Genomic DNA, 22,193 nt, shown 5'->3' with positions numbered 1-22,193 from the left:
CGGGGGGAGAGGCGCCTCAGGCGGCCTTCTTGCCCTTCGCGGCGCCTTCGATGACGCCCATGATGTCGCTTTCCTTCATGATCAACAGCTCCTGGCCGTCAACCTTCACCTCGGTGCCGGACCACTTGCCGAACAGAACCCGGTCGCCCGGCTTCACATCCAGCGGGCTGAGCACGCCCTGCTCATTCTTGGCGCCCGGACCGACGGCGACGATTTCGCCTTCCATCGGCTTTTCCTTGGCGGTGTCCGGAATGATGATGCCGCCAGCGGTCTTATCCTCGGATTCCAGCCGACGGACCAGCACGCGATCGTGCAGAGGCCGAAACTTCATATGGGTAACCCTCCTCAATGTCGCGCGGTCAATGCTGCCGCGCGGATATGCCTGAATTTGCAACTCTCAAGGGAAGGGGGCCGGGCGCGTGGACCCGTTAGCACTCTCCCCCGATGAGTGCCAGACACATAGGAAAGCGGATTTTCCCTGTCAAGACATGCGAGGCAATGAGTCGGCGGGGATTTTGCGCCGGCTCGGCGCGGCGTGCTGCGCAAATTGTTAGCACTCCCGGCCAGCTGCTAACAACACCTTGATCTACAACAATTTTCTTGCCGCGTCAAAAACGAGGCGGCACAGTTACAGAAAAGAGACAGGGACGCAAATTTTTCCACCGAAGCCGGGAGACTTTTGCCGATGAGTGGATTGATCCGACAATTGGACGGCTACCGTCTGACCACCGCCGAGATTCTCTATCACCTGCCCGACCATCCGACGCTGCTGCAAAGCTTCATCTGGCAGGAATATGACATGGCCCCCTCCTACCCGGTGCTGCACAGATTTCTGGATTTCTGGCAGGGCAATCTGGAGGGCAAGCTGCATTCGGTGACGGTCGGCTCGGCGCCGCTCATCACCCCGGGGTCGCTGCGGCACGCCGATGTGAGCCTCAGCCTGCACTGATCCGGAAAAACGAAGGCCTGGAAAAGAAAAGGGCCGGCGCCAAGGCGCCAGCCCTTTTGGAAAGCCGATGGGGGAAGGATCAGTAGCGATACTGGTCCGCCTTGTACGGCCCCTGCTCGTCAACGCCGATATAGCTGGCCTGGTCGGGGGTCAGCTTGGTCAGCTTGGCACCGACCTTGGCGAGATGCAGCGCCGCCACCTTCTCGTCCAGATGCTTCGGCAGCACATAGACCTTGCGCTCGTAATTCGCGTGGTTCTTCCACAGCTCCAGCTGCGCCAGGACCTGGTTGGTGAAGGAAGCGCTCATCACGAAGCTGGGGTGGCCGGTGGCATTGCCCAGATTCACCAGGCGGCCCTTGGACAGCACGATCAGGCGCTTGTTGTCCGGGAACACAACCTCGTCAACCTGCGGCTTGACCTCTTCCCACTTGTAGTTGGACAGCGCGCCGATCTGAATCTCGGTGTCGAAATGGCCGATATTGCAGACGATGGCGCGGTCCTTCATGGCCCGCATATGGTCCAGCGTGATGATGTCCTTGTTGCCGGTCGCGGTGACGAAGATGTCGGCCACCGGGGCGGCGTCTTCCATGGTCACGACCTGGAAGCCTTCCATCGCCGCCTGCAGGGCGCAGATCGGGTCGATCTCGGTGACCATGACGCGGGCACCGGCATTGCGCAGCGAGGCGGCCGAGCCCTTGCCGACATCGCCATAACCGCAGACCACGGCGACCTTGCCCGACATCATCACGTCGGTGGCGCGGCGGATGCCATCGACCAGGCTTTCGCGGCAACCATAGAGATTGTCGAATTTCGACTTGGTGACGCTGTCATTCACGTTGATGGCCGGAACCTTCAGCGTGCCCTTCTTCGCCATCTCATACAGGCGATGAACGCCGGTCGTGGTCTCCTCGGAGACGCCGCGCACATCGTTCAGCATTTCGGGGTACTTGTCGTGCATCAGCACGGTCAGATCGCCGCCATCGTCGAGGATCATGTTCGGGGTCCAGCCATCCGGGCCCTTCACGGTCTGCTCGATGCACCACCAGAACTCCTCCTCGGTCTCGCCCTTCCAGGCGAAGACCGGGATGCCGGCGGCGGCAATGGCCGCGGCGGCCTGATCCTGGGTCGAATAGATGTTGCAGGACGACCAGCGGATGGTGGCGCCCAGATGGGTCAGCGTCTCAATCAGCACGGCGGTCTGGATCGTCATGTGCAGGCAGCCGACGATGCGCGCACCGGCCAGCGGCTTCGTGTTGCCATATTCCTCGCGCAGCGCCATCAGGCCCGGCATCTCGGTTTCGGCAATGCGGATCTCGCGGCGGCCCCAATCGGCCAGCTTGATATCGGCGACCTTATAGTCGGTGAAAGAACCCATCGCGGCTGTCTCCTGAAGAACGCTATAGACGAAAATATGCTGTTGCGCCGGGCTATAGCAGAGCCCCGGCGCGGCAGCAAGGATAAAGATATCTTTATATGGTTATGAAAACCTTACTCCTCGCCGAACTTGCCGGCGACGAGTTCTTCGAGCGCCGCCATCGCGGCGGCGGCCTCGGGTCCGCGGGTGGTGACCTCAATGCTGCAGCCCGGTGCCGCGGCCAGCATCATCAGCCCCATGATCGACAGGCCCGACACCTCCACACCGCCCTTCGAGACAGTGATGTCGGCGTCGAAACTCTCGCTCAGCTTCACGAATTTGGCAGCCGCGCGGGCGTGCAGGCCGCGCTTGTTCACGATGGTCACGCTGCGGCGCAGCGCCTCGGTTGCGCTCACGAAGTTTCCCCGGCCAGCAGCTTGGAGGCGACATTGATGTATTTGCAGCCCGCCTCCTGCGCGCTTTCAACCGCCTTGGCCAGGCTTTCCGTGCCACGCACGCTGGCCAGCTTGATCAGCATCGGCAGGTTCACGCCAGCGATAACCTCGATGCGCGCCTTGTCGATGATCGAGATGGCAAGGTTCGACGGCGTGCCGCCGAACATGTCGGTCAGCACCACCACACCGGAACCGCCATCGACCTCGCCGACCTTGTCGAGAATCTCCTGCCGGCGTTGTTCCATATCGTCGTCCGGCCCGATGCAGACGGCAGCCACCTGTTGCTGCTTGCCGACCACATGCTCCAGCGCGGCGATGAATTCAACGGCCAGACGGCCGTGGGTTACGAGCACCATGCCAATCATGGGCCTTCCTTTTCGCTTGTTTGTGCCTCACCCGACGGAAGGCCGATCTTCTGGCGGCTCTCCCACTGTTCCATGTCGCGGTGCACCAGGATCACCTGCTGCCCGGCCTCGCGCAACCATGCCGCCAGCCTTTCGGCGACATAGACCGAGCGGTGCCGTCCGCCAGTGCAGCCCAGCGCGATGGTCAGATAGCTTTTGCCCTCTTCGTAGTAGCGCGGCAAGAGCGGTTCCAGCATCGCCGTCAGCTGTTCGAAGAAAGGAGGGAAGCCGGCGTCCGATTCGACATGCCGCGCCACCGCCGGATCACGACCGTCGAGCGGCCTGAGTGCTGCATCGTAATGCGGGTTCTTCAGAAAGCGCACGTCGAACACCAGATCCGCCTCGCGCGGCAGCCCCTCCCGGTAGGAAAAGGACAGCACGGTCAGCGTCACGCCATGGCGCGGGTCGAGCGCATATTCCGTCCAGAGCCGCCGGCGCAGATCGCCCGGCGCCAGCGCGCTGGTGTCGATCACCTGGTCGGCGCGCTCCTTCAAGGGGGCGATGCGCTGGCGTTCCAGCCGGATGCCATCCATCACCGGCCGGTCGGCAGCCAGCGGATGGCGGCGGCGGGTCTCAGTGAAACGCCGCGCCAGCACTTCCGTGTCGCAGTCGAGGAACAACAGCCTGATGTCGCGCGCGCAATCGCCGTTAGGGGCGCCATAAGTGGCGCCATGAGCGGCGTCAATCAGCGCGACCAGCCGGCCGACCTCGAAGTCGCGGGTGCGGATATCGACGCCGATGGCCAGCGGCCGCCGGATACCGCCCAGCTCGCCGCCGCCTTCCAGCAGCAGCTGCAAAAGACCGATGGGCAGATTGTCGATGGCCTCGTAGCCAATATCCTCCAGCGCCTTCAGGCACGCCGTACGACCGGCGCCCGACAGGCCTGTCACGAGGACAACCCGGTCAGTGGTCGCGTCCGCCGTAGCGGGGATTTTAGCCAAATCGCTCATGAGCCGGCATTATTCGCCCGTCAGGCGCGCCACCGCAAGCCGAAGCTTCACGACCGCGGACGCCTCGAAGGCAGCCAGCCGCAACAGCGGTATGGGGATGCCCAGATAGGCGCGTTCCGCCGGTCCCGGCAGCCGTTCGAGAGAGTCCGGCGGCACCAGATCGACCACGAGGCTGACCGGAACCGCGTCGCGCCAGGGCAGGTCCACAATCCCCAGGCCGCGCACCTCCAGCCGGCCGCGGATCGTCTCCGGGCAGCGGGCAATGAGCTGGTCCTGCTCGGCGGACAGGGCGGTCTGGTCATCGGCCACCAGCACCGCGCCGGCATCGATAGCGCGCAGCGCGAGATCGGACTTGCCGCTGCCCGGCGGACCGCACAGCAGCACCGCGCGGCCGTCCAGGGCGATGGTCGTGGCGTGGAGCAGCATGGGTTATTGCTTTGGCAGGCGCACGGTGAAGCGGGCGCCAACGACCTGCCCGGCCGAATCCATCCGATTCTCGGCGATGATGGTACCGCCATGGGCGTCCACGATCTGCTTGGAGATGCTGAGGCCCAGCCCGGAATGGGTACCGAAACGCTCGCCTTTCGGCCGTTCGGTGTAGAAGCGATTGAAAATGTCCGCCAGCTTGTTCTCCGGGATGCCCGGCCCCTCATCCTCCACCGTGAACACCACGAAGCTGCCCTCCCGGCCGCCGGTCACGGTGATGGTGCCATCGGGCGGCGAGAAGCTGATCGCGTTGGTGACGAGATTGCGCACCACCTGCCCCAGGCGGGTTTCCAGGCCAGTGACCAGAAGCTTGTCGCCCGGCGGCAGCGCCACCCGGAAGCGCGGGCCACCTTCCTTCGGCACGGCGGTATAAATGCCGACCAGCGTGGTCAGCATGATGCCGACATCCACCGTCTCCATGTCGGCGCGGGACAGTTCGGAATCGAGGCGTGAAGCGTCCGAGATATCGGAGATCAGCCGGTCCAGCCGCTTCACGTCGTCAAGAATGACGGCCATCAGCTTCTGCTGCTGTCCGGCATCCTTCACCCGCGATGCGGTTTCCACCGCACTGCGCAGGCTGGTCAGCGGATTCTTGATCTCATGCGCCACATCGGCGGCGAACCGCTCGATAGCGTCGAGGCGCTGCCACAGCGCATCGGTCATGGCGATCAGCGTGCCGGACAATTCGCCGATCTCGTCACGGCGTTTCCGGAAATCGGGAATCTTGTGCTGCCGGTTCATGCCGAGGCGCAGCCGTTCGGCCGCCGCCGCCAGCCTCTCGATGGGCCGGGTGATGGTGCGCGCCAGATAGAAGGACAACAGGGCCGTCACCGCAAAGACCAGGGCAAACACCTTCATGATGTCCAGCCGGACCGCGCGGATATTCTCCTCGATACTCTTGTCGGTGCCGCTGATCACCAGGGCGCCGAGCACCTGGCGATAACTCTGCACCGGCACCCCCACCGACAGATGCATGCGGCCTTCCGGCAGGCGCCGGCGCGCATAGGCCGCCTCGCCCTGCAGCGCCTCCAGCACCTCGGGATAATCCAGGGCGGTCTGCAGCGGCGCTTCCCTGTAGGGCGGCAGATGCTCGTCAGCCGGCAGCCAGCCGACGATCCAGTCATAAACCGCGTTCAGTGCCCGCTCGCCAAGGCTGGCGGTCGCGCCGATCGGCGGCAGCGGCTCGATCTGCACCACGCCGTAAGGACCGCGCAGCATCCGGCTGTCCGCGGCAAGCTCGCCCGTCGGCAGAAAGACGCGGATGCGCACGCCGGGCGGTGGCTCGAACCGGCGCACCAGCTGGCGCGCCAGATCGGGCGACATGACCACGGAATCGTCGCCGACATTCTGCACGACGGTGGCGCCCAGCGCGCCGGCCAGCAATTCGGCCTGCAGGCGCATGTTCTGCAACTCGGCAACAATCAGGCTGCGGCGGTATTCATCAACATAGAAGACCCCGCCCACCAGCATCGCCAGCGCCAGCAAATTGATCGCCATGATGCGCAGGGTCAGCGGCGAGATCAGCCATTTCCGGCGGCGGCGCAGCCTGGTTTCGACCTCGGCGGCCGACAGTTCGTCCCGCTCCGGACGCGACGCGCCCTCAGCGGACGCGCTCCCGGGTGCGCTCCCGGAGGCTGCCCCTGATGCCTTATCCGCCATCGCATCCGTTATTTCTGGCATTTCTGGCGTCGTCGCTTGCGTCGTCATCGGCCTGTCTTGTCTGCCCATAGCCTACCGGTCCGCCGCGCCATGCCGCCGCACCGAAACGGCGTTCAGCTTTCGCGATACCGGTAGCCGACACCATACAGCGTCTCGATTTCCTGGAAATCGTCGTCCACCACCTTGAATTTCTTGCGCAGCCGCTTGATGTGGCTGTCGATGGTACGGTCGTCGACATAGATCGATTCGCCATAGGCCGCATCCATCAGCTGGTCGCGGCTCTTCACATGGCCGGGGCGCTGCGACAGCGCCTTCAGGATCAGGAATTCCGTTACCGTCAGATTGACCGGCCCGCCCTTCCAGGTACACATGTGGCGGCGCGGGTCGAGCACCAGCTCGCCGCGGACGACCACATTCTCCTTGCTCTGGTCGCCGGTATCCTGCGCCAGTTCCTGGCGGCGCAGCAGCGCGCGGATACGCTCGATCAGCAGGCGCTGCGAGAACGGCTTGGTGATGTAGTCGTCCGCCCCCATGCGCAGGCCCAGCACCTCGTCCACCTCATCATCCTTCGAGGTGAGGAAGATCACCGGCATCGCCGTCTTCTTGCGCAGCTTGGACAGCAGCTCCATGCCATCCATGCGCGGCATCTTGATGTCCAGCACGGCCAGATCGACCGGGCGCTGGCTGATCCCGAGCAGCGCCTCCTCGCCATCCGCATAGGCACGCACATCGAAGCCCTCGGCCTCCAGGGCCATCTGCACCGACGTCAGGATATTCTGGTCGTCATCGACCAAGGCGATCGTTTGAGCCACTGTCATGCTCCCCTATTCGATATGCACGCCGCCATGCACGCGCGCACCGGACCATACCGGGCCGGACCATACTGGGATAGCGGTCCGGCGTCCCGCCTTTTGCGCAATAATAATGACCGGATTTAGGCATTCCCGCATAAAATTACCAGAAAGCCCGCCAAATAAACCGATCGCGATGCGGCGCTTTGACCGATTGCCGGGCACGAAATTTCCGGCAATTCTGCGAAATAGCTGTCCACGACAAGACTAATGGTGATTCATGCGTTTCGTTCCCCGGTTTCTGGTTTTCGTTCTTGCGCTGATGGCAGTGCCGCCACTGGCGGTCGCCCACCACAATCATGTGGAGGCCACCAATGTCTGGGCCCGCGCGACCCCGCCCGGCGCCAAGAATGGCGCCGCCTACATGATTCTGACCAACGACACGGCGAAGGCCGACCGCCTGCTCGATGTCGCCTCCGATGTCGCCGAGCGCGTCGAGATCCATACCCATCTGATGGAAAACAACGTGATGCGCATGCGTCGCGTCGAGGGTGGTGTGGATGTCGAGCCGGGCACGCCGGTCGTGTTCCAGCCGGGCGGGCTGCACATCATGCTGATGGGCCTCAAGAAACAGCTGGTCCCCGGCGACAGCTTCGAGCTGGTGCTGATCTATCGCGATGCCGGGCCGGTGAAAATCACCGCCGAGGTGCTGCCGATCGGCGCCGATGGCAGCAAGATGGACCATGGCAAGGTCCGCACCCACTGACATGTCGCAAGAGCCGCCGGGCGACGCCGCCCGGCGCTTGATCCGCACCGCCGACCGCGCCGTCCTGGCCACAGCCTTGAACGGCGCGGAGGGCTGGCCCTACGCCTCGCTGGTGATGATCGCGCTGGATCACGCGGCACAGCCCCTGCTGCTACTGTCCGACCTTGCCGACCACACGAAGAACCTGCAGGCTGACCCGCGCGCCTCGCTGCTGATCGACGGCACGGCCGGCCTCGATGAGCCGCTGACCGGCGCGCGGGTCAGCCTGCAGGGCCGCATCGCGCCCGTCGAGGACGATGCCCTGCTGGCGCGCTATATCGCCCGCCATCCCCCGGCATCCTTCTATGCCGGCTTCACGGATTTCCGCCTCTACCGCATGGACGTGACACGCGCCCATCTGGTCGCCGGCTTCGGCCGGATTCACTGGATCGACTCCAGCGCGCTGCTGTTCGATGCCACACCGCATGCTGCGCTGGCCGCCGCCGAGGCGGAGATCGTCGCCCATATGAACGCAGACCATGCCGATGCGCTCGAGCTCTATGCCGCGCGGCTGCTGGGCCTCGATGGCACGGGCTGGCGGATGACCGGCATCGACCCGGAAGGCGTTGATCTGCGGCGCACCGGCACCGTCGCCCGGCTGGCTTTCATGGATTGGGACGAAGCCCCGGTCGGCGACGCCGGGAGCGCCCGCGCCGCGCTGGTGCGGCTGGTCCAGCGGGCCCGTGCCACACCGCGAGCAACCCTCCTCACCGACGACAGCGAACATTCCTGACAAGAAGATTGCGCGCCGCCGCGTCGGCCCGCTATCTGTCTATGGAACGCTAATTCATGGTGGCCGTTACGGTTGCCATACAAAAAAAGCCATCGGAGGAGACCCCACCCGTGCAGATCATCGGTGCACCGGCCAGCAAGCATGGCCTCGACACCCATGGCCTCGTCAATCTCAAGGCCGCCCACTGGAACCTCGCCACGGCAGCCCTGTACGAAGCGGCGATCCGGCGCGGCGAAGCCGTGCTGGGCGCCGGCGGCGCTCTGATCACCAATACCGGCAAGCACACCGGGCGCGCGCCGAAGGACAAGTTCTTCGTCGATGAGCCGGGTTCGCGCGGCAACATCAACTGGGGCGAGGTGAACAAGCCGATCGACCAGGCACGGTTCGACATCATGCTGGACCGGGCGCTCGCCTACCTGCAGAACCGCGAGGTCTTCGTGCAGGATTGCTTCGCTGGCGCCGATCCCGACTACCGGCTGCCGGTGCGCGTCGTCACCGAGACCGCCTGGCACAATCTGTTCGCGCGCAACATGTTCATCCAGCCGAAGCGCGAGGAACTGGCCCATTTCGAACCGCAATTCACCATCCTGAACGTGCCGAACCTGATGGCCCGCGGCGCCGCCGACGGCCTGGCCTCGGAAACCTTCATCCTGGTCGATATGGCGAAGCGGATCGTGCTGATCGGCGGCACCTCCTATGCCGGCGAGATCAAGAAATCGGTCTTTACCCTGCTGAACTACCTGCTGCCGGGGCGCGGCGTGCTGCCGATGCATTGTTCGGCCAATATCGGCCAGCGCGGCGATGTGGCGATCTTCTTCGGCCTGTCGGGCACCGGCAAGACCACGCTGTCGGCGGATTCCACCCGCACGCTGATCGGCGATGACGAGCATGGCTGGTCGGATAATGGCGTGTTCAATTTCGAGGGCGGCTGCTACGCCAAGGTAATCCGCCTGTCGCGCGCGGCGGAGCCGGAGATCTACGCCACCACCGAGCGTTTCGGCACCATCCTGGAGAATGTGGTGTTCAATCCGGAAACCCGGCAGCTCGATCTCGACGATGCCAGCCTGACCGAGAACACCCGCGCCTCCTACCCCATCGAGTTCATTCCGAACATGAGCCTGGATGGTACCGGCGGCCATCCCGACAATGTCGTGATGCTGACCGCCGATGCCTTCGGCGTGCTGCCGCCGATCAGCCAGCTGACGCCGGAACAGGCGATGTACCACTTCCTGTCCGGCTACACCGCGCGCGTCGCCGGCACCGAGAAGGGGCTGGGCAGCGAACCACAGGCCACTTTCTCCACCTGCTTCGGCGCCCCGTTTATGCCGCGCCACCCGATCGTCTATGCCGAGATGCTGCGCGACCGCATCGCCAAGCATGGCGCCAAATGCTGGCTGGTGAACACCGGCTGGAGCGGCGGCAAGGCCGGCGTCGGCGAGCGCATGAAGATCGCCTATACCCGCGCCATGGTGGCCGCCGCGCTGAACGGCACCCTGGCCCAGGCCGGCGTGCGGCAGGACCCGAATTTCGGCCTGCTGGTGCCGGAGAACTGCCCGGACGTACCGACGGACGTGCTCGACCCGCGCCAGACCTGGGCGGACAAGGGCGCCTATGACAGCACCGCGCACGATCTGCGCGGCCGCTTCGAGGCCAATTTCAAGCAGTTCGAAAGCCATGTGCCGGAGAAGGTCCGCGCCGCCGGGGTCCGTGCCGCGGCGTAAGTGGCAGCAACGCAGCGATTCCACGACAGCGAGAAAGACTCTAGAGTGCCGGCATGAACCTGTTTCCATGGTCCATTGCCGGCATTCTTTTATTGGCCCTGCTGCTGTTGGGCTGGCGGCAGCTTCGGCTGCAGCGGATGCTGGCCGCCCTGCGCGACGCCGCCGAGGTGGCGGCCGTGGCCGAGGCCGTGCCGGTGCCGATGTGGCGGCGCGATGGCGAGGGCCGCATCGCCTGGGCCAATCCGGCCTACCGCGCGCTGCAGGAAGCCTCGGGCGGCGGCGGCGATCTGGAAATCGGCGGCCCGTCCGCGACCGATACCGGCACCGACCTCGTGCGCCGGGCACGGCGCAGCGAGCACCGGCAATCGGCCAGCCGCTATGTCGCGACCGGCGAGCAGCGCGCACTGCTGGAATTTACCGAATTGCCGCGCGAGGATGGCGCCGGGACCATCGGCTATCTGACCGATGCGAGCGCGCTGGACAATGCCCAGGCGGAGCTTGAGCGGCACATCGCCGCCCATGACGCCGTGCTGGAAAATCTGCAGGTCGCGATCAGCATCTTCGGGCCCGACAAGCGGCTGAAATTCTTTAATGCCGCCTATGCCAGCCTGTGGGGCCTCGACGAGCGTTTCCTGTCCAGCGAACCGTCCATCGCCGAGGTGATGGATGCGCTGCGCGAACGTCGCTGGCTGCCGGAGGTAACCGATTTCAAGGTGATGGTGCGCGCCATCGAGCGCCGTATCACCTCGTTGCTCGATCCCGAGGAAGAACTGCTGCATCTGCCTGACGAGCGCACGATCCGCCGGGTGACCGCCCCGCATCCGTTCGGCGGGCTGGTGTTCGCCGACGAGGATGTGACCGACCGGCTGGCGCTGGAACGCAACTTCAACACGCTGAATGCGGTGCAGCGCGAGACGCTGGACAATCTTTACGAAGGCATCGCCGTGTATGGCGGCGACGCCCGGCTGAAGCTGTGGAACCCGGCCTATGCCCGGATCTGGCAATTGCCGGCCGATCAGCTCGACCAGCAGCCGCATTATGCCGATTTCCTGGAAATGACCCGGCCGCTGCACAGCTTCGACTCCTGGGAGGCCCACAGGAGCAAGGAGATCGAACGGCTGGGCGAACGGCGGAGCTGGACCGAGCGCCTGATCCGCGTCGATGGCACGGCCATCGATTATGCCCATGTACCGCTGCCCGACGGCGCGACCCTGTTCTCCTATCTCGACGTCACCGATTCCTATCGCGTCGAACGCGCCCTGCTGGAGCGCAACGAGGCGCTGGAGGAGGCCGACCGGCTGAAGAACGAATTCGTCGCCAATGTCTCCTACGAGCTGCGCACGCCGCTCAACGCCATCGTCGGCTTCTCGGAAATCCTCGACCAGGGCTATTTTGGCCCGCTGAACGAGCGCCAGCGCGAATACAGCCAGGCCATCCTGTCCTCCTCGCAGCGGCTGATCTCGCTGGTGAACGATATTCTCGACCTCGCCAGCATCGAGGCCGGCTACATGACGCTGGAGCTGGAAGAGGTCGATGTGCGCGAGATGGTGGACTCGCTGATGACATTGAGCACCGAGGCCGCGCGCACGCGCAATCTGCAGATGAGTCTGGAATGCCCGGACGGGATCGGCACCATCCGGGCGGACGGGCGGCGGCTGAAACAGGCGCTGTTCAACATCATCAGCAACGCGCAGAAATTTACCCCCGCTGGCGGAACGGTGCAGCTGGACGCCCGGCGCGACGGCGATGCGCTTGTGATTTCCGTCACCGATTCGGGCGTCGGCATTGCCGCCCGCGACCAGGAACGCGTGTTCGGCAAGTTCGAGCGCGGCCGCAATCAGCGCGATACCGGCGCGGGCCTCGGCCTGTCGCTGGTGAAAAGCCTGATCGAGATGCATGGCGGCCAGATCGAGCTGGCCTCCGAAATCGACCGGGGCACAATCGTCACCATCCGCCTGCCCGGCGACGAAAAACCCCCGCTGCAGGACGAGGCCGCCGGTTAAGCGGGAACCCCGCCAGGCACGCCCCGAGTCGTCGAATATTCGAAATGCAGGGCGGTATCGGGCCGCAGGATCGGATGGATCGCATGCGCCGCCAGGGCCGCCTCGGCGAATCCGGTCAGGATCAGCTTCAGCTTGCCGGGATAGGCGTTCACGTCGCCGATGGCGAAGATGCCAGGCTGGCTGGTCACCATGCTGGCGGGATCGACGGCGATGTGGTGCCGCTCCAGATCCAGCCCCCACCCCGCAATCGGCCCCAGATCGGTGGACAGGCCAAAGAAGGCCAGCAGCGCATCCGCCTCCAGCCGCCGTACCGTGCCTTCCAGCGTGGCGACAGTGACCGCCTCGATCCGCCCGTCCGCCCCCTCCAGCCCGTGCAGCTGATAGGGCACGACCAGTTCCAGCACGCCCTCGGCATGCAGCTGCTCCAGCCGGCAGACATTCTCGAAGGCGGCGCGGAATTTCGGCCGGCGATGCACCACCATGACCCTGGCGATCTCGGACAGCGACAACGCCCAGTCCACCGCGGAATCGCCACCGCCGGCAATCACCACGCGCTTGCCCCGGAAATCCTCCCGCCGCTTTACCATGTAATGCACCGAACGGCCCTCATAGGCCTCGATGCCGGGGATCGGCGGCCGGTTCGGACCGAAGGCGCCGGCACCGGCGGCGACAATCACCGCCCCCGCCTCGATCACCGTCCCGGTGGAGGTGGTCAGCCGCCAGCCGCCGTCTGGCAGCCTTTCCATCCCGGTCGCCTGCTGGCCCAGATGGAACACCGGCGCGAAGGGCGCGGCCTGCTGTTCCAGCTTCACGATCAGGTCCGCCGCGTCGATGGTGGGATACCCGGGAATGTCGTAGATCGGCTTTTCCGGATAGAGCGCCACGCATTGCCCGCCGACCGCGTCCAGCGAGTCCACCACATGGCAGCGGAACCCCAGCATGCCGCATTGGAAAACGGCAAACAGGCCGACCGGCCCGGCGCCGATGATGGCGACATCGGTCTTGTGAAGGGTGCTCATGGCGTTCGAACCGTTGTTCCCTGGAAATGCGGCGCTAAAGATGGCCGGGGCCGCCCGGCATATCAACCCCGGGCGGATAAGGGGCTTATCGCGCCGTTGCCTATCGAAGCCTGCACCGCTACAACCGGAACCGACGATCCGTGTCGCAGGAAGCATCGCCCGCGTGTCCGATTCATCTCCCCTCATCGCCGAATACGCGCTGCCCGACGCGGCAGCGACGCAGGCGCTGGGTGCGGGTCTGGCGCCCCGGCTGAAGACCGGCGACGTGGTGGCGCTGCACGGCGATCTGGGCGCCGGCAAGACGGAGCTGGCGCGCGGCCTGATCCGCGCCCTTTTCGGCGCGGACACCGAGGTGCCGAGCCCGACCTTCACCCTGGTGCAGACCTACGAGGCCGACTCCGTGCCGCTGTCGCTGTGGCACTTCGACCTGTACCGGCTGGAAGACCCGGAAGAGGCCTTCGAGCTGGGCATCGAGGATGCCTTCGCCGAAGCGGTCTCGCTGATCGAATGGCCGGAACGGCTGGGCCCCTATATGCCGGCGCGCCGGCTGGAAATCGCATTGTCGCACGCCGGCGATGGCCGCCGCGCCACGCTCTCGGGTGGCGGCGACTGGCCGGACCGGCTGAAGGGGCTGGCCCTATGACGGCTGTTCAGGACGCCTCCCGGACCGGCCTGATATCCGGCTTTCTCGCCGGCGCCGGCTGGCAGGATTCCGCCCTTTTCTGGCTGCCAGGCGATGCCTCGTTCCGGCGCTATGCAAGGCTTACGCGCGGTTCGGAAACCGCGATGCTGATGGATGCACCGCCGCCGCTGGAGGATGTCCGCCCCTTCCTCGCCGTGGCCGAGCATCTGCTGCGGCTTGGCCAGCGCGCACCGCGCATCCTGGCCCGCGACGAGCAGGCCGGCCTGCTGCTGCTGGAGGATTTCGGCGACACCACCTTCACCCGCGCGCTGGCGGACGGCGCGCCGGAAGAGCCGCTCTATCGCGATGCGCTGGACCTGCTGATCGGGCTACACCGGCATGCCGACGCCGCCTCCATCGCCCTGCCGCCCTATGATGATGCGCTGTTGCTGCGCGAAGCCCATCTGCTGACCGACTGGTATCTGCCGGCGGTGGCGCCCGAGGCGGATATCGAGGCCGCCCGCGCCGGCCTGACCGGGGCGCTGACGCCGCTGCTGGCGCTGGCCCGGCAGGTGCCACAGACGCTGGTGCTGCGCGACTATCATGTCGATAATCTGATGCTGCTGCCGGGCATACAGCCCGGCGACGGGCCGCGAGGGCTGGGGCTGCTGGATTTCCAGGATGCGGTGATCGGGCCGGTGACCTACGATCTGGTTTCGCTGCTGGAAGATGCAAGGCGCGACGTGCCGCCCGCCCTCGCCGCCGCGATGCTCGCACGCTACGCCGCCGCCTTCCCGGAGATCGACCCGGCGGCGCTGGACCTCTCCTGCCGGATCATGGGCGCGCAGCGCAGCATGAAGATCGTCGGCATCTTCACCCGGCTGTCGCGGCGCGACGGCAAGCACCGCTATCTCACCCATATTCCGCGGCTGTGGCGGCTGATCGCCCGCGATCTCGACCATCCCGACCTGGCACCGCTCAGCACCTGGCTCGATGCCGCGATTCCGCCCGCCATCCGCACGACACCGGAGACACCGGCATGAAGACGCCCCAATCCGTTCCAAAGGCTGGGATGATCCTGGCTGCCGGCGAGGGAAGACGGATGCGCCCGATCACCGAAACCATCCCGAAGCCGATGACAGCGATTGCCGGACGACCGCTGATCGACTACGCGCTGGACCGGATGGAGGAGGCCGGCATTGAGACCGTGGTGGTGAACAGCTGGTGGAAGGCCGAGGCGCTGGAAGCGCATCTGGCACAGCGCAAGACACCCCTGATCGAGATTTCCCGCGAGGAAGAGCTGCTGGATACCGGCGGCGGCGTGAAACGCGCCTTGCCGCATTTCGGCGACACCCCTTTCATCGTCGCCAATGGCGACAGCCTGTGGCTGAACAGCCTGTCCCCGGCACTGGAAAGGCTGGCCAATCTCTGGGACGATGCGGCGATGGACGCCCTGCTGATGCTGTTCCCGACCCATGGCGCGCTGGGCTATCGCGGCACCGGCGATTTCTTCGCGCAGCCCGGCACCAGCATCCGCCGCCGAAAGGAGCAGGAAGTCGTGCCCTTCGCCTATATGGGTGTGCAGATGCTGCATCCGCGCCTGTTCGAAGGCGCGCCGGACGGCCCGTTCTCGCTGAACCTGCTCTATGACAAGGCGGCGGAGGCCGGGCGGCTGCACGGCATGGTGCATGACGGCATGTGGTATCACGTCAGCACCCCGGAAGACATTCCGGCCACCGAGGACGCCTTCCTCGCCGGCCATACGCTGAAAATGGTGTGATGGCGGCGACCCCGCCTTCCGTCTTCTCCATCCCCGCCGGCGCCGGTTTCGCCGACGCGCTGGCCGCCGGGCTGATGGCGCGGGCCGGCGGCGATCCGCTGGCCCTGTCGCGCATGCTGATCCTGGTGCCGACCCGGCGCGGCGGCCGCGCCCTGCGCGAGGCCTTCCTGCGGCTGTCCGACGGCAGGCCGCTGCTGCTGCCGCGCATGATGCCGCTGGGCGACCTGGATGCCGACGAGATCGAGATGCAGGGCGAGGCGGAGGCACCGGGCGGCCCCGCAGCCGACATCCCGCCGGCAATCCCGTCGCTTCAGCGGCAATTGCTGCTCTCCCGCCTGATCCTGAAGCTGGGCGAGCGGCTGGAGGATGGGCCGCGCCGCCCGGACCAGGCGATAAGGCTGGCAGCCGAACTGGCGCGGCTGCTCGATCAGGTGCAGACCGAGCGGCTGTCCTTCGACAAGCTGGCCGGGCTGGTGCCGGCGGAATATGCGCAACACTGGCAGATCACGCTGGATTTCCTGCGCATCGTCACTGAGGCCTGGCCCAAGCTGCTGGAAGAATATGGCGCGCTGGACCCGGCGGAGCGGCGCAACCGGCTGCTGGACGCGCAAGGTGCGCTCTGGCGCGCCAGCCCGCCCGGCTTCCCGGTGATCGCCGCCGGCACCACCGGCAGTATCCCGGCGACCCGCGACCTGCTGGAAGTGGTCGCCGGCCTGCCGCAGGGCATGGTGGTGCTGCCCGGCCTCGACGGCCTGAGCGACGATGCCACCTGGCAGCAGATCGAGACCGACGAAAGCCATCCGCAATTCAGCCTGGCCCGGCTGCTGCGCCATCTCGGCGTCCCCCGCGGGCAGGTCGCCGACTGGACCGCCACATTCCCGACCTCGCGCGACCGGCTGGTCGCCGAGGCGCTGCGCCCGGCAGCAACGACCGAGGCCTGGCGGCAGGTCGCCCCCTTCGATGCGCCCGGCCTTGCCGGCATCCGCCGCATCGACTGCGCCACCGCGCAGGAGGAGGCGGGCGTGATCGCGCTGCTGCTGCGCCAGGCGCTTGAGACACCGGAACGCACGGCGGCACTGGTCACGCCGGACCGGGCGCTGGCCCGCCGTGTCGCCGCCGAGCTGGCGCGCTGGGACATCGCGGTCGACGATTCCGCCGGCGTACCGCTGGCGCAGACCCCGCCCGGCGAGTTCCTGCGCCTGACCGCCGCACTGGCGGTCGAGCGCGCGGCGCCGCTGCCGCTGCTGGCGGCGCTGAAACATCCGCTGGCCTCTGGCGGCATGGGAACCGGCGACTTCCGGCGCTGCCTGCGCCAGCTGGAAATGTACGCGCTGCGCGGCCCACGCCCGGCCGAAGGCATCGGCGGCACGCGCCAAGCGCTGCTGCACAGCCTGGCCGAACTGCAGGACCGTACCGGCCGCGATCTGGACCGGGTGCGCGCCCAGCTGCTGCCCTGGCTCGACCGGCTGGAAGCCATGCTGGCACCCTTCGCGGCGCTGATCGACCAGCCCGCCGTCCCGCTGGCCGAGCTGCTGGAAACCCATGGCCGCTTCGCCGAAGCGCTGGCGGAAAGCGACGAGGAACCGGGGCCGGTGCGCCTCTGGCGCGGCGAGGCCGGCGAGAATGCGGCGAACTTCCTGGCCGATCTGCGCGATGCCGGGGACGTGCTTGGCACCGTCGAGCCGGCGCTCTATCCGGCCTTGCTGGACAGCCTGCTTGCTGGCCGGGTGGTACGGCCGCGCCAGTCCAGCCATCCGCGCCTGTCGATCTGGGGACCGCTGGAGGCCCGCCTGCAGCAGGCCGATCTGCTGGTGCTGGGCGGACTGAACGAAGGTGTGTGGCCGCCCGAGGCCGGCTCCGACCCCTGGATGAGCCGCCCGATGCGCGCCAGCTTCGGCCTGCCGCTGCCGGAACACCGCATCGGCCTGTCGGCGCATGATTTCGCGCAAGCCTTCGGTGCGCCGGAGATCGTGCTGACCCGCGCCGAAAAGCAGGAGGGCGCGCCGACCGTGCCGTCGCGCTGGCTGCTGCGGCTGGACACGGTGCTGGGCGAGGCGGCCCCGACCCTGCGCCAGGAGGAGGCACGGTGGCGTGGCTGGTGGGCAGCCATCGACCGGCCAGGCGCCATCGCCCCGGCTGTCCGGCCGGCGCCGGCCCCGCCGCTGGCGGCACGGCCCCGCAAATTCTCGGTCACCGAGGTCGAGACGCTGATGCGCGACCCCTATGGCATCTATGCGTCGAAGATACTGAAGCTGCGCGCGCTCGACCCGATTGACGACGATCCGGGCGCGGCCGAGCGCGGCACCATCATCCATAAGGCGCTGGAACGCTTCCTGAAGGAGCATCCGAGCACGCTGCCGCCAGACGCGCTGGAAAGGCTGCTCGCCATTGGCCGGGAGGTGTTCGCCGAGGCGCTCGACCGGCCCGGCGTCTGGGCGTTCTGGTGGCCGCGATTCGGGCGGCTGGCGCGCTGGTTCGTCACCGAGGAGAGTGCGCGCCGTGCGATCCTCGCCGGCACCGAGACCGAGCTGCGCGGCGAAATCACGCTGGCCGGCTTTGCCGGCGGCGATGTCACCCTGTCGGCCAAGGCCGACCGCATCGACCGTCTGAACGACGGCACGCTGGCGCTGATCGACTACAAGACCGGCCAGCCGCCGAAACCCGCCGAGGTGGAGAGCGGTCACGCGCCGCAATTACCACTGGAGGCGCTGATCGCCGGGCGCGGCGGCTTCCCCGGCATTGCCGCCGCACCGGTATCGGAGCTGGCCTATTGGCGGCTGTCGGGCGGCGAGCCGCCCGGCGAGATCGCCCGGCCGGCCAAAGACATCGCGGCGGTGACCGAGGCCGCGCGCGACGGGCTGGAACGGCTGATCCAGGCCTATGACGACCCGGCCACGCCCTATATCTCCCGGCCCGACCCGGACTCCGCACCGCGCTACAGCGATTATCTGCATCTGGCGCGGGTGAAGGAATGGTCCGGCAATGGTGGGGAGGATGGCGCATGACCACCGTCCTTCCCACCCCCGCCCCCAATCCCGCTGACGCACAGCGCAGCGCCTCGCACCCCGAAACCTCGGTCTGGGTCGGTGCCTCAGCCGGCACCGGCAAGACCAAGGTGCTGACCGACCGGGTGCTGCGCCTGCTGCTGGGCGACACGAAGCCGGAACGGCTGCTCTGCCTCACCTTTACCAAGGCGGCGGCGGCGGAGATGGCGAACCGGCTGAACACCGTGCTGGCCGGCTGGGCGGTCATGCCGGATGACGCCCTTGCCGACAGGCTGGCGGCACTGACCGGCGACCTGCCGGACGCGGAGCGCATGACCCGGGCGCGCCGGCTGTTCGCACAGGTGCTGGACACACCGGGCGGGCTGAAGATCCAAACCATCCACGCCTTCTGCCAGGCGCTGCTGCGGCGCTTCCCGCTGGAGGCCGGCATCGCCCCGCATTTCGAGGTAATGGACGAGCAGACTGCCCGCGAATTGCTGCTGGCGGCACGCGACCGCATGCTGACAAAGGCCCGCGACGGCAGGGACGCCGCCCTCGCGGAGGCGCTGGATGCGGTCACAAGGCGTGCCGGCGAGGAGACGTTCGGCGCGCTGATGGACGCGCTGACCGGGGAGCGCGGCCGGCTTACGCGACTGCTGGCGAAGCATGGCGGGCTGGACGGGCTGGTGGCGGCGATCAATGCCCGCATCGGTGTCACGGCCGGCGAGACCGAGGACCAGGCCATCGCCGCCGCCTGCCGTGACGCTGCCTTCGACGGCGCCGGGCTGAAGCGCGCCATGGAGGCGCTGGCGCAGGGCAGCAAGACCGACAAGGACCGGGCGGCGCTGATCGACGAATTCCTTGCCCATCCCGCCGAACGGACAGCACGGTACGCCGCCTATCGCCTCGCCTTTTTCACCAAGGAGGGCGAGGTACGCAGCCGGCTGGCAACCAAGGCCGTCACCGACAGCTTCCCCGCTATTCTGGGCATCTTCGAGCAGGAGATCGAACGGCTACTGCGGCTGGACGGCAAGCTGCGCGCGCTGCGGGTCGCGGCATCGACTGCGGCGCTGCTGCGGCTGGGCGCCGAGATGCTGGCCCTCTATGCGCGGGTGAAGGAATCGCGCGCGCTGCTGGACTATGACGATCTGATTCTCGCCACCCGCGACCTGCTGCATGGCGGCGAGGGCGTGGCCGCCTGGGTGCTCTACAAGCTGGATGGCGGCATCGACCATGTGCTGATCGACGAAGCGCAGGACACCAACCCGGAACAGTGGGAGCTGATCGAGGCGCTGACCGACGAATTCTTCGCCGGGCTGGGCGCGCGGGAACAGGTGCGCACCATCTTCGCGGTCGGCGATGTGAAGCAGTCGATCTACAGTTTCCAGCGCGCCGAACGGGCGGAATTCATCCGCATGCGCGCCAGCTTCCGGGAGCGCGCCAGCCTGGCCGGCAAAGACTGGGCCGAGGTCGGGCTCACCACTTCCTTCCGCTCGACCCAGGCGGTGCTGGGGCTGGTCGATAGCGTGTTCAACGCCGACCCCGCCCGTCACGGCGTCATCGAGCCAGGCGAGGCGCTGGAACATCTGGTCTATCGCACGGGCCAGGCCGGACGCGTCGAGCTGTGGCCTCTGATCGCGCCGGAGCCGCGCCAGACGCTGGAACCCTGGCCTCTGCCGGTCGTCGTCCGCCCCGGCGATTCGCCGTCCGGCAGGCTGGCGCGGATCATCGCGGAACGCATCGCCGGCTGGATCGGCACGGAGGATCTGCCGGCCAAGGGCCGCACGGTGCGCGCTGGCGACATTCTGGTGCTGGTGCGCCGGCGCGGCGGCTTCGTCGAGGAGCTGGTGCGCCAGCTGAAGGCGCTGGAAGTGCCGGTTGCCGGCATCGACCGCATGGTGCTGACCGAACAGATGGCGGTCATGGATCTGATGGCGCTGGGCGATTTCCTGCTGCTGCCGGAGGACAATCTGACGCTGGCCACGGTGCTGAAAGGGCCGCTGGTCGGGCTGACCGAGGACCAGCTGTTCGAGATCGCCTGGAACCGCAGCGGCAGCCTGTGGGCAGCGCTGCAGGCCGCACCGCAGGGCTGGGCACAGCAGGCCGCGACGATCCTGGCGGCGCTGCTGGCGCGGGTCGATTTCGTGCGGCCCTATGAGCTCTATGCCGAGATTCTGGGCCAGGGCAAGGGACGGGAAAAGCTGATCGGCCGGCTGGGCTATGAGGCCGACGACCCGATCGACGAATTCCTGTCCGCCGCCCTGCTCTACGAGCGCGAGCATGTGCCGAGCCTGCAGGGTTTCCTCGCCTGGCTGCGTGCCGCCAGCGGCGACATCAAGCGCGACCTAGAGGCCGGGCGCGACGAGGTGCGCGTAATGACCGTACATGGCGCCAAGGGCCTGCAGGCGCCCATCGTCATCCTGCCCGACAGTGTGGCGATGCCGCGTTCGCAGGACATCCCGCCGCTGCTGTGGACCCGCGACGACCCGCAGGGTGGATTGATGCTGTGGTCGCCGAACCGGGGTAGCGACGACGAGGTGGCCGGGGCGGCGCGGGACGATGCCCGCCGACGGCAGATGGAGGAATATCGCCGGCTGCTCTATGTCGCCCTGACCCGCGCCGAAGATCGTCTGGTGGTCTGCGGCTGGGAGACCCGCAACGCGACTGCGGACGAATGCTGGTACCGGCTGGTCGAGCAGGCGATGCTGGCCGAGGGCGAGGAGCTCGATTGCGGCTTCATCGCCCCGGATGCCAAAGGCCGGCTACGCACCAACCCGCAGAGCGCCAGAGTGACGATCGCGGAAAAGCCGCACCGCCCGCCGCTGCAGCCGATAGCACCGGAAGCCTGGGCGACCATGCCGCCGGCGCCGGAACCGACCCCCTCGCGGCCGCTGGCGCCGTCGCGGCCGAGCGGCGAGGAGCCGTCCGTACGCTCCCCGCTCGGCGAAGAGGCGATGGCCGAGGCCGCGCGCTTCAAGCGCGGCACGCTGATCCACCGGCTGCTGCAGATATTGCCGGAACTGCCGGCCGGACGCCGGGCGGAGGCGGCGCGGCACTTCCTGGAGCGCCCGGTGCATGGGCTGCGGCCGGGCGATGCCGAAGCCTATGCCGCCGAGGCGCTTGCCGTGCTCGACGATCCCGCCTTCGGTGCCATTTTCGGCCCCGGCTCCGTCGCCGAGGTGCCGGTGGTCGGTCGCATCGGCACGGGCACGGATGCGGTGGTGATTTCCGGCCAGATCGACCGGCTGCTGGTAACGGAATCGGAAGTGCTGGTGATCGACTACAAGACCAACCGGCCGCCGCCGCTTGCCGTGGCCGATGTGTCCCCGGTCTATCTGCGGCAGATGGCCTGCTATCAGGCGGCGCTGGCGGCGATCTATCCCGGACGGCCGGTGCGCTGCGCCTTACTTTGGACAGACGGTCCGCGTCTCATGGAATTGCCGGATGATCTTCTGGCGAGACACCAACCCTGATCCGT

19 protein-coding genes are annotated in these 22,193 nt (G+C 67.1%); 10 read left to right on the top strand and 9 right to left on the bottom strand.

The features are described 5' to 3' along the window. Nucleotides 1–16: 16 nt before the first annotated feature. Nucleotides 17–331 (bottom strand): co-chaperone GroES, encoded by a 315-nt coding sequence (locus BKM74_RS01945; RefSeq protein WP_086463998.1) that lies wholly within the window; start codon nucleotides 329–331, stop codon nucleotides 17–19. A gap of 354 nt (nucleotides 332–685) precedes the next feature. Here BKM74_RS01945 and BKM74_RS01940 point away from each other — a divergent pair, with 354 nt between their 5' ends. Next, nucleotides 686–949 (top strand): usg protein, encoded by a 264-nt coding sequence (locus tag BKM74_RS01940; protein WP_086463997.1) that lies wholly within the window; start codon nucleotides 686–688, stop codon nucleotides 947–949. Nucleotides 950–1,028: 79 nt separating this feature from the next. Here BKM74_RS01940 and ahcY read toward each other — a convergent pair whose 3' ends face one another. The 7 genes from ahcY to BKM74_RS01905 all read right to left on the bottom strand — a co-directional run bounded on the left by ahcY (nucleotide 1,029) and on the right by BKM74_RS01905 (nucleotide 7,069). Then, on the bottom strand, nucleotides 1,029–2,324 hold the full coding sequence (ahcY, locus tag BKM74_RS01935) for an adenosylhomocysteinase (RefSeq protein ID WP_086463996.1): 1,296 nt from the start codon (nucleotides 2,322–2,324) through the stop codon (nucleotides 1,029–1,031). Nucleotides 2,325–2,437: 113 nt separating this feature from the next. Continuing rightward, on the bottom strand, nucleotides 2,438–2,719 hold the full coding sequence (locus BKM74_RS01930; RefSeq protein WP_086463995.1) for an HPr family phosphocarrier protein: 282 nt from the start codon (nucleotides 2,717–2,719) through the stop codon (nucleotides 2,438–2,440). Beyond that, the gene (locus BKM74_RS01925; protein ID WP_086463994.1) at nucleotides 2,716–3,123 is read right to left on the bottom strand and encodes a PTS sugar transporter subunit IIA; all 408 of its coding nucleotides are present in this window, start codon (nucleotides 3,121–3,123) and stop codon (nucleotides 2,716–2,718) included. Before BKM74_RS01925 ends, BKM74_RS01930 begins: the two co-directional genes overlap by 4 nt. Then, nucleotides 3,120–4,112, bottom strand: coding sequence for an RNase adapter RapZ (gene rapZ, locus BKM74_RS01920; RefSeq protein ID WP_086463993.1), 993 nt, complete (start codon nucleotides 4,110–4,112; stop codon nucleotides 3,120–3,122). The genes BKM74_RS01925 and rapZ overlap by 4 nt, the downstream gene beginning before the upstream one ends. 9 nt (nucleotides 4,113–4,121) lie before the next feature. After that, nucleotides 4,122–4,538, bottom strand: a complete 417-nt coding sequence (locus BKM74_RS01915) for an HPr kinase/phosphorylase (protein WP_086463992.1) — start codon at nucleotides 4,536–4,538, stop codon at nucleotides 4,122–4,124. Nucleotides 4,539–4,541: 3 nt separating this feature from the next. Next, complete coding sequence (locus tag BKM74_RS01910) at nucleotides 4,542–6,257, bottom strand: stimulus-sensing domain-containing protein (RefSeq protein WP_245825745.1); 1,716 nt, start codon at nucleotides 6,255–6,257, stop codon at nucleotides 4,542–4,544. A gap of 113 nt (nucleotides 6,258–6,370) precedes the next feature. Beyond that, on the bottom strand, nucleotides 6,371–7,069 hold the full coding sequence (locus BKM74_RS01905; protein WP_086464245.1) for a response regulator transcription factor: 699 nt from the start codon (nucleotides 7,067–7,069) through the stop codon (nucleotides 6,371–6,373). Between the two features lie 259 nt (nucleotides 7,070–7,328). Between BKM74_RS01905 and BKM74_RS01900 the strand changes: the two genes are divergently transcribed. From BKM74_RS01900 to BKM74_RS01885, 4 genes are all read left to right on the top strand, one after another. Beyond that, nucleotides 7,329–7,814, top strand: coding sequence for a copper chaperone PCu(A)C (locus tag BKM74_RS01900; RefSeq protein WP_086463991.1), 486 nt, complete (start codon nucleotides 7,329–7,331; stop codon nucleotides 7,812–7,814). Beyond that, nucleotides 7,792–8,586: a HugZ family pyridoxamine 5'-phosphate oxidase gene (locus BKM74_RS01895; protein ID WP_086463990.1), complete on the top strand. Its 795-nt coding sequence runs from the start codon at nucleotides 7,792–7,794 to the stop codon at nucleotides 8,584–8,586. The genes BKM74_RS01900 and BKM74_RS01895 overlap by 23 nt, the downstream gene beginning before the upstream one ends. Before the next feature lie 110 nt (nucleotides 8,587–8,696). Then, a complete protein-coding gene (locus BKM74_RS01890; protein ID WP_086463989.1) occupies nucleotides 8,697–10,307 on the top strand; it encodes a phosphoenolpyruvate carboxykinase in 1,611 nt (536 codons plus the stop codon). A gap of 53 nt (nucleotides 10,308–10,360) precedes the next feature. Then, a complete protein-coding gene (locus BKM74_RS01885; RefSeq protein WP_086463988.1) occupies nucleotides 10,361–12,310 on the top strand; it encodes a sensor histidine kinase in 1,950 nt (649 codons plus the stop codon). On the opposite strand, the gene BKM74_RS01880 is transcribed toward BKM74_RS01885, so the two are convergent. After that, complete coding sequence (locus tag BKM74_RS01880; RefSeq protein WP_086463987.1) at nucleotides 12,307–13,329, bottom strand: NAD(P)/FAD-dependent oxidoreductase; 1,023 nt, start codon at nucleotides 13,327–13,329, stop codon at nucleotides 12,307–12,309. The genes BKM74_RS01885 and BKM74_RS01880 overlap by 4 nt on opposite strands. 163 nt (nucleotides 13,330–13,492) lie before the next feature. Between BKM74_RS01880 and tsaE the strand changes: the two genes are divergently transcribed. From tsaE to addA, 5 genes are read left to right on the top strand one after another with little or no spacing between them, the layout of a single operon-like run. Then, nucleotides 13,493–13,972: a tRNA (adenosine(37)-N6)-threonylcarbamoyltransferase complex ATPase subunit type 1 TsaE gene (gene tsaE / locus BKM74_RS01875; RefSeq protein WP_086463986.1), complete on the top strand. Its 480-nt coding sequence runs from the start codon at nucleotides 13,493–13,495 to the stop codon at nucleotides 13,970–13,972. After that, nucleotides 13,969–14,994 carry an aminoglycoside phosphotransferase family protein gene (locus tag BKM74_RS01870; protein WP_086463985.1) on the top strand — a complete coding sequence of 342 codons (1,026 nt, stop codon included), beginning with the start codon at nucleotides 13,969–13,971 and terminating at the stop codon, nucleotides 14,992–14,994. The genes tsaE and BKM74_RS01870 overlap by 4 nt, the downstream gene beginning before the upstream one ends. Continuing rightward, nucleotides 14,991–15,731, top strand: coding sequence for a nucleotidyltransferase family protein (locus BKM74_RS01865; protein ID WP_086463984.1), 741 nt, complete (start codon nucleotides 14,991–14,993; stop codon nucleotides 15,729–15,731). The genes BKM74_RS01870 and BKM74_RS01865 overlap by 4 nt, the downstream gene beginning before the upstream one ends. Continuing rightward, the gene (addB, locus tag BKM74_RS01860) at nucleotides 15,731–18,736 is read left to right on the top strand and encodes a double-strand break repair protein AddB (protein WP_086463983.1); all 3,006 of its coding nucleotides are present in this window, start codon (nucleotides 15,731–15,733) and stop codon (nucleotides 18,734–18,736) included. Before BKM74_RS01865 ends, addB begins: the two co-directional genes overlap by 1 nt. Beyond that, the gene (gene addA, locus BKM74_RS01855) at nucleotides 18,733–22,188 is read left to right on the top strand and encodes a double-strand break repair helicase AddA (RefSeq protein WP_086463982.1); all 3,456 of its coding nucleotides are present in this window, start codon (nucleotides 18,733–18,735) and stop codon (nucleotides 22,186–22,188) included. Before addB ends, addA begins: the two co-directional genes overlap by 4 nt. Nucleotides 22,189–22,193 lie beyond the last annotated feature (5 nt).

Source organism: Oceanibaculum nanhaiense (assembly GCF_002148795.1).
GTDB lineage: Bacteria > Pseudomonadota > Alphaproteobacteria > Oceanibaculales > Oceanibaculaceae > Oceanibaculum > Oceanibaculum nanhaiense.
Note: the sequence above shows the minus strand (reverse complement) of the source record. Positions and strands in the feature narration are given on the sequence as shown.

Bases quoted from the DNA above. Each gene is read 5' to 3' on its own strand.
- addB (WP_086463983.1), top strand. From the start codon at position 15,731: ATGGCGGCGACCCCGCCTTCCGTCTTCTCCATCCCCGCCGGCGCCGGT.
- BKM74_RS01915 (WP_086463992.1), bottom strand. From the start codon at position 4,538: ATGCTGCTCCACGCCACGACCATCGCCCTGGACGGCCGCGCGGTGCTG.
- rapZ (WP_086463993.1), bottom strand. From the start codon at position 4,112: ATGAGCGATTTGGCTAAAATCCCCGCTACGGCGGACGCGACCACTGAC.
- BKM74_RS01865 (WP_086463984.1), top strand. From the start codon at position 14,991: ATGAAGACGCCCCAATCCGTTCCAAAGGCTGGGATGATCCTGGCTGCC.
- BKM74_RS01925 (WP_086463994.1), bottom strand. From the start codon at position 3,123: ATGATTGGCATGGTGCTCGTAACCCACGGCCGTCTGGCCGTTGAATTC.
- BKM74_RS01870 (WP_086463985.1), top strand. From the start codon at position 13,969: ATGACGGCTGTTCAGGACGCCTCCCGGACCGGCCTGATATCCGGCTTT.
- ahcY (WP_086463996.1), bottom strand. From the start codon at position 2,324: ATGGGTTCTTTCACCGACTATAAGGTCGCCGATATCAAGCTGGCCGAT.
- BKM74_RS01900 (WP_086463991.1), top strand. From the start codon at position 7,329: ATGCGTTTCGTTCCCCGGTTTCTGGTTTTCGTTCTTGCGCTGATGGCA.
- BKM74_RS01910 (WP_245825745.1), bottom strand. From the start codon at position 6,257: ATGGCGGATAAGGCATCAGGGGCAGCCTCCGGGAGCGCACCCGGGAGC.
- BKM74_RS01945 (WP_086463998.1), bottom strand. From the start codon at position 331: ATGAAGTTTCGGCCTCTGCACGATCGCGTGCTGGTCCGTCGGCTGGAA.
- BKM74_RS01940 (WP_086463997.1), top strand. From the start codon at position 686: ATGAGTGGATTGATCCGACAATTGGACGGCTACCGTCTGACCACCGCC.
- BKM74_RS01885 (WP_086463988.1), top strand. From the start codon at position 10,361: ATGAACCTGTTTCCATGGTCCATTGCCGGCATTCTTTTATTGGCCCTG.
- BKM74_RS01880 (WP_086463987.1), bottom strand. From the start codon at position 13,329: ATGAGCACCCTTCACAAGACCGATGTCGCCATCATCGGCGCCGGGCCG.
- addA (WP_086463982.1), top strand. From the start codon at position 18,733: ATGACCACCGTCCTTCCCACCCCCGCCCCCAATCCCGCTGACGCACAG.
- BKM74_RS01895 (WP_086463990.1), top strand. From the start codon at position 7,792: ATGGCAAGGTCCGCACCCACTGACATGTCGCAAGAGCCGCCGGGCGAC.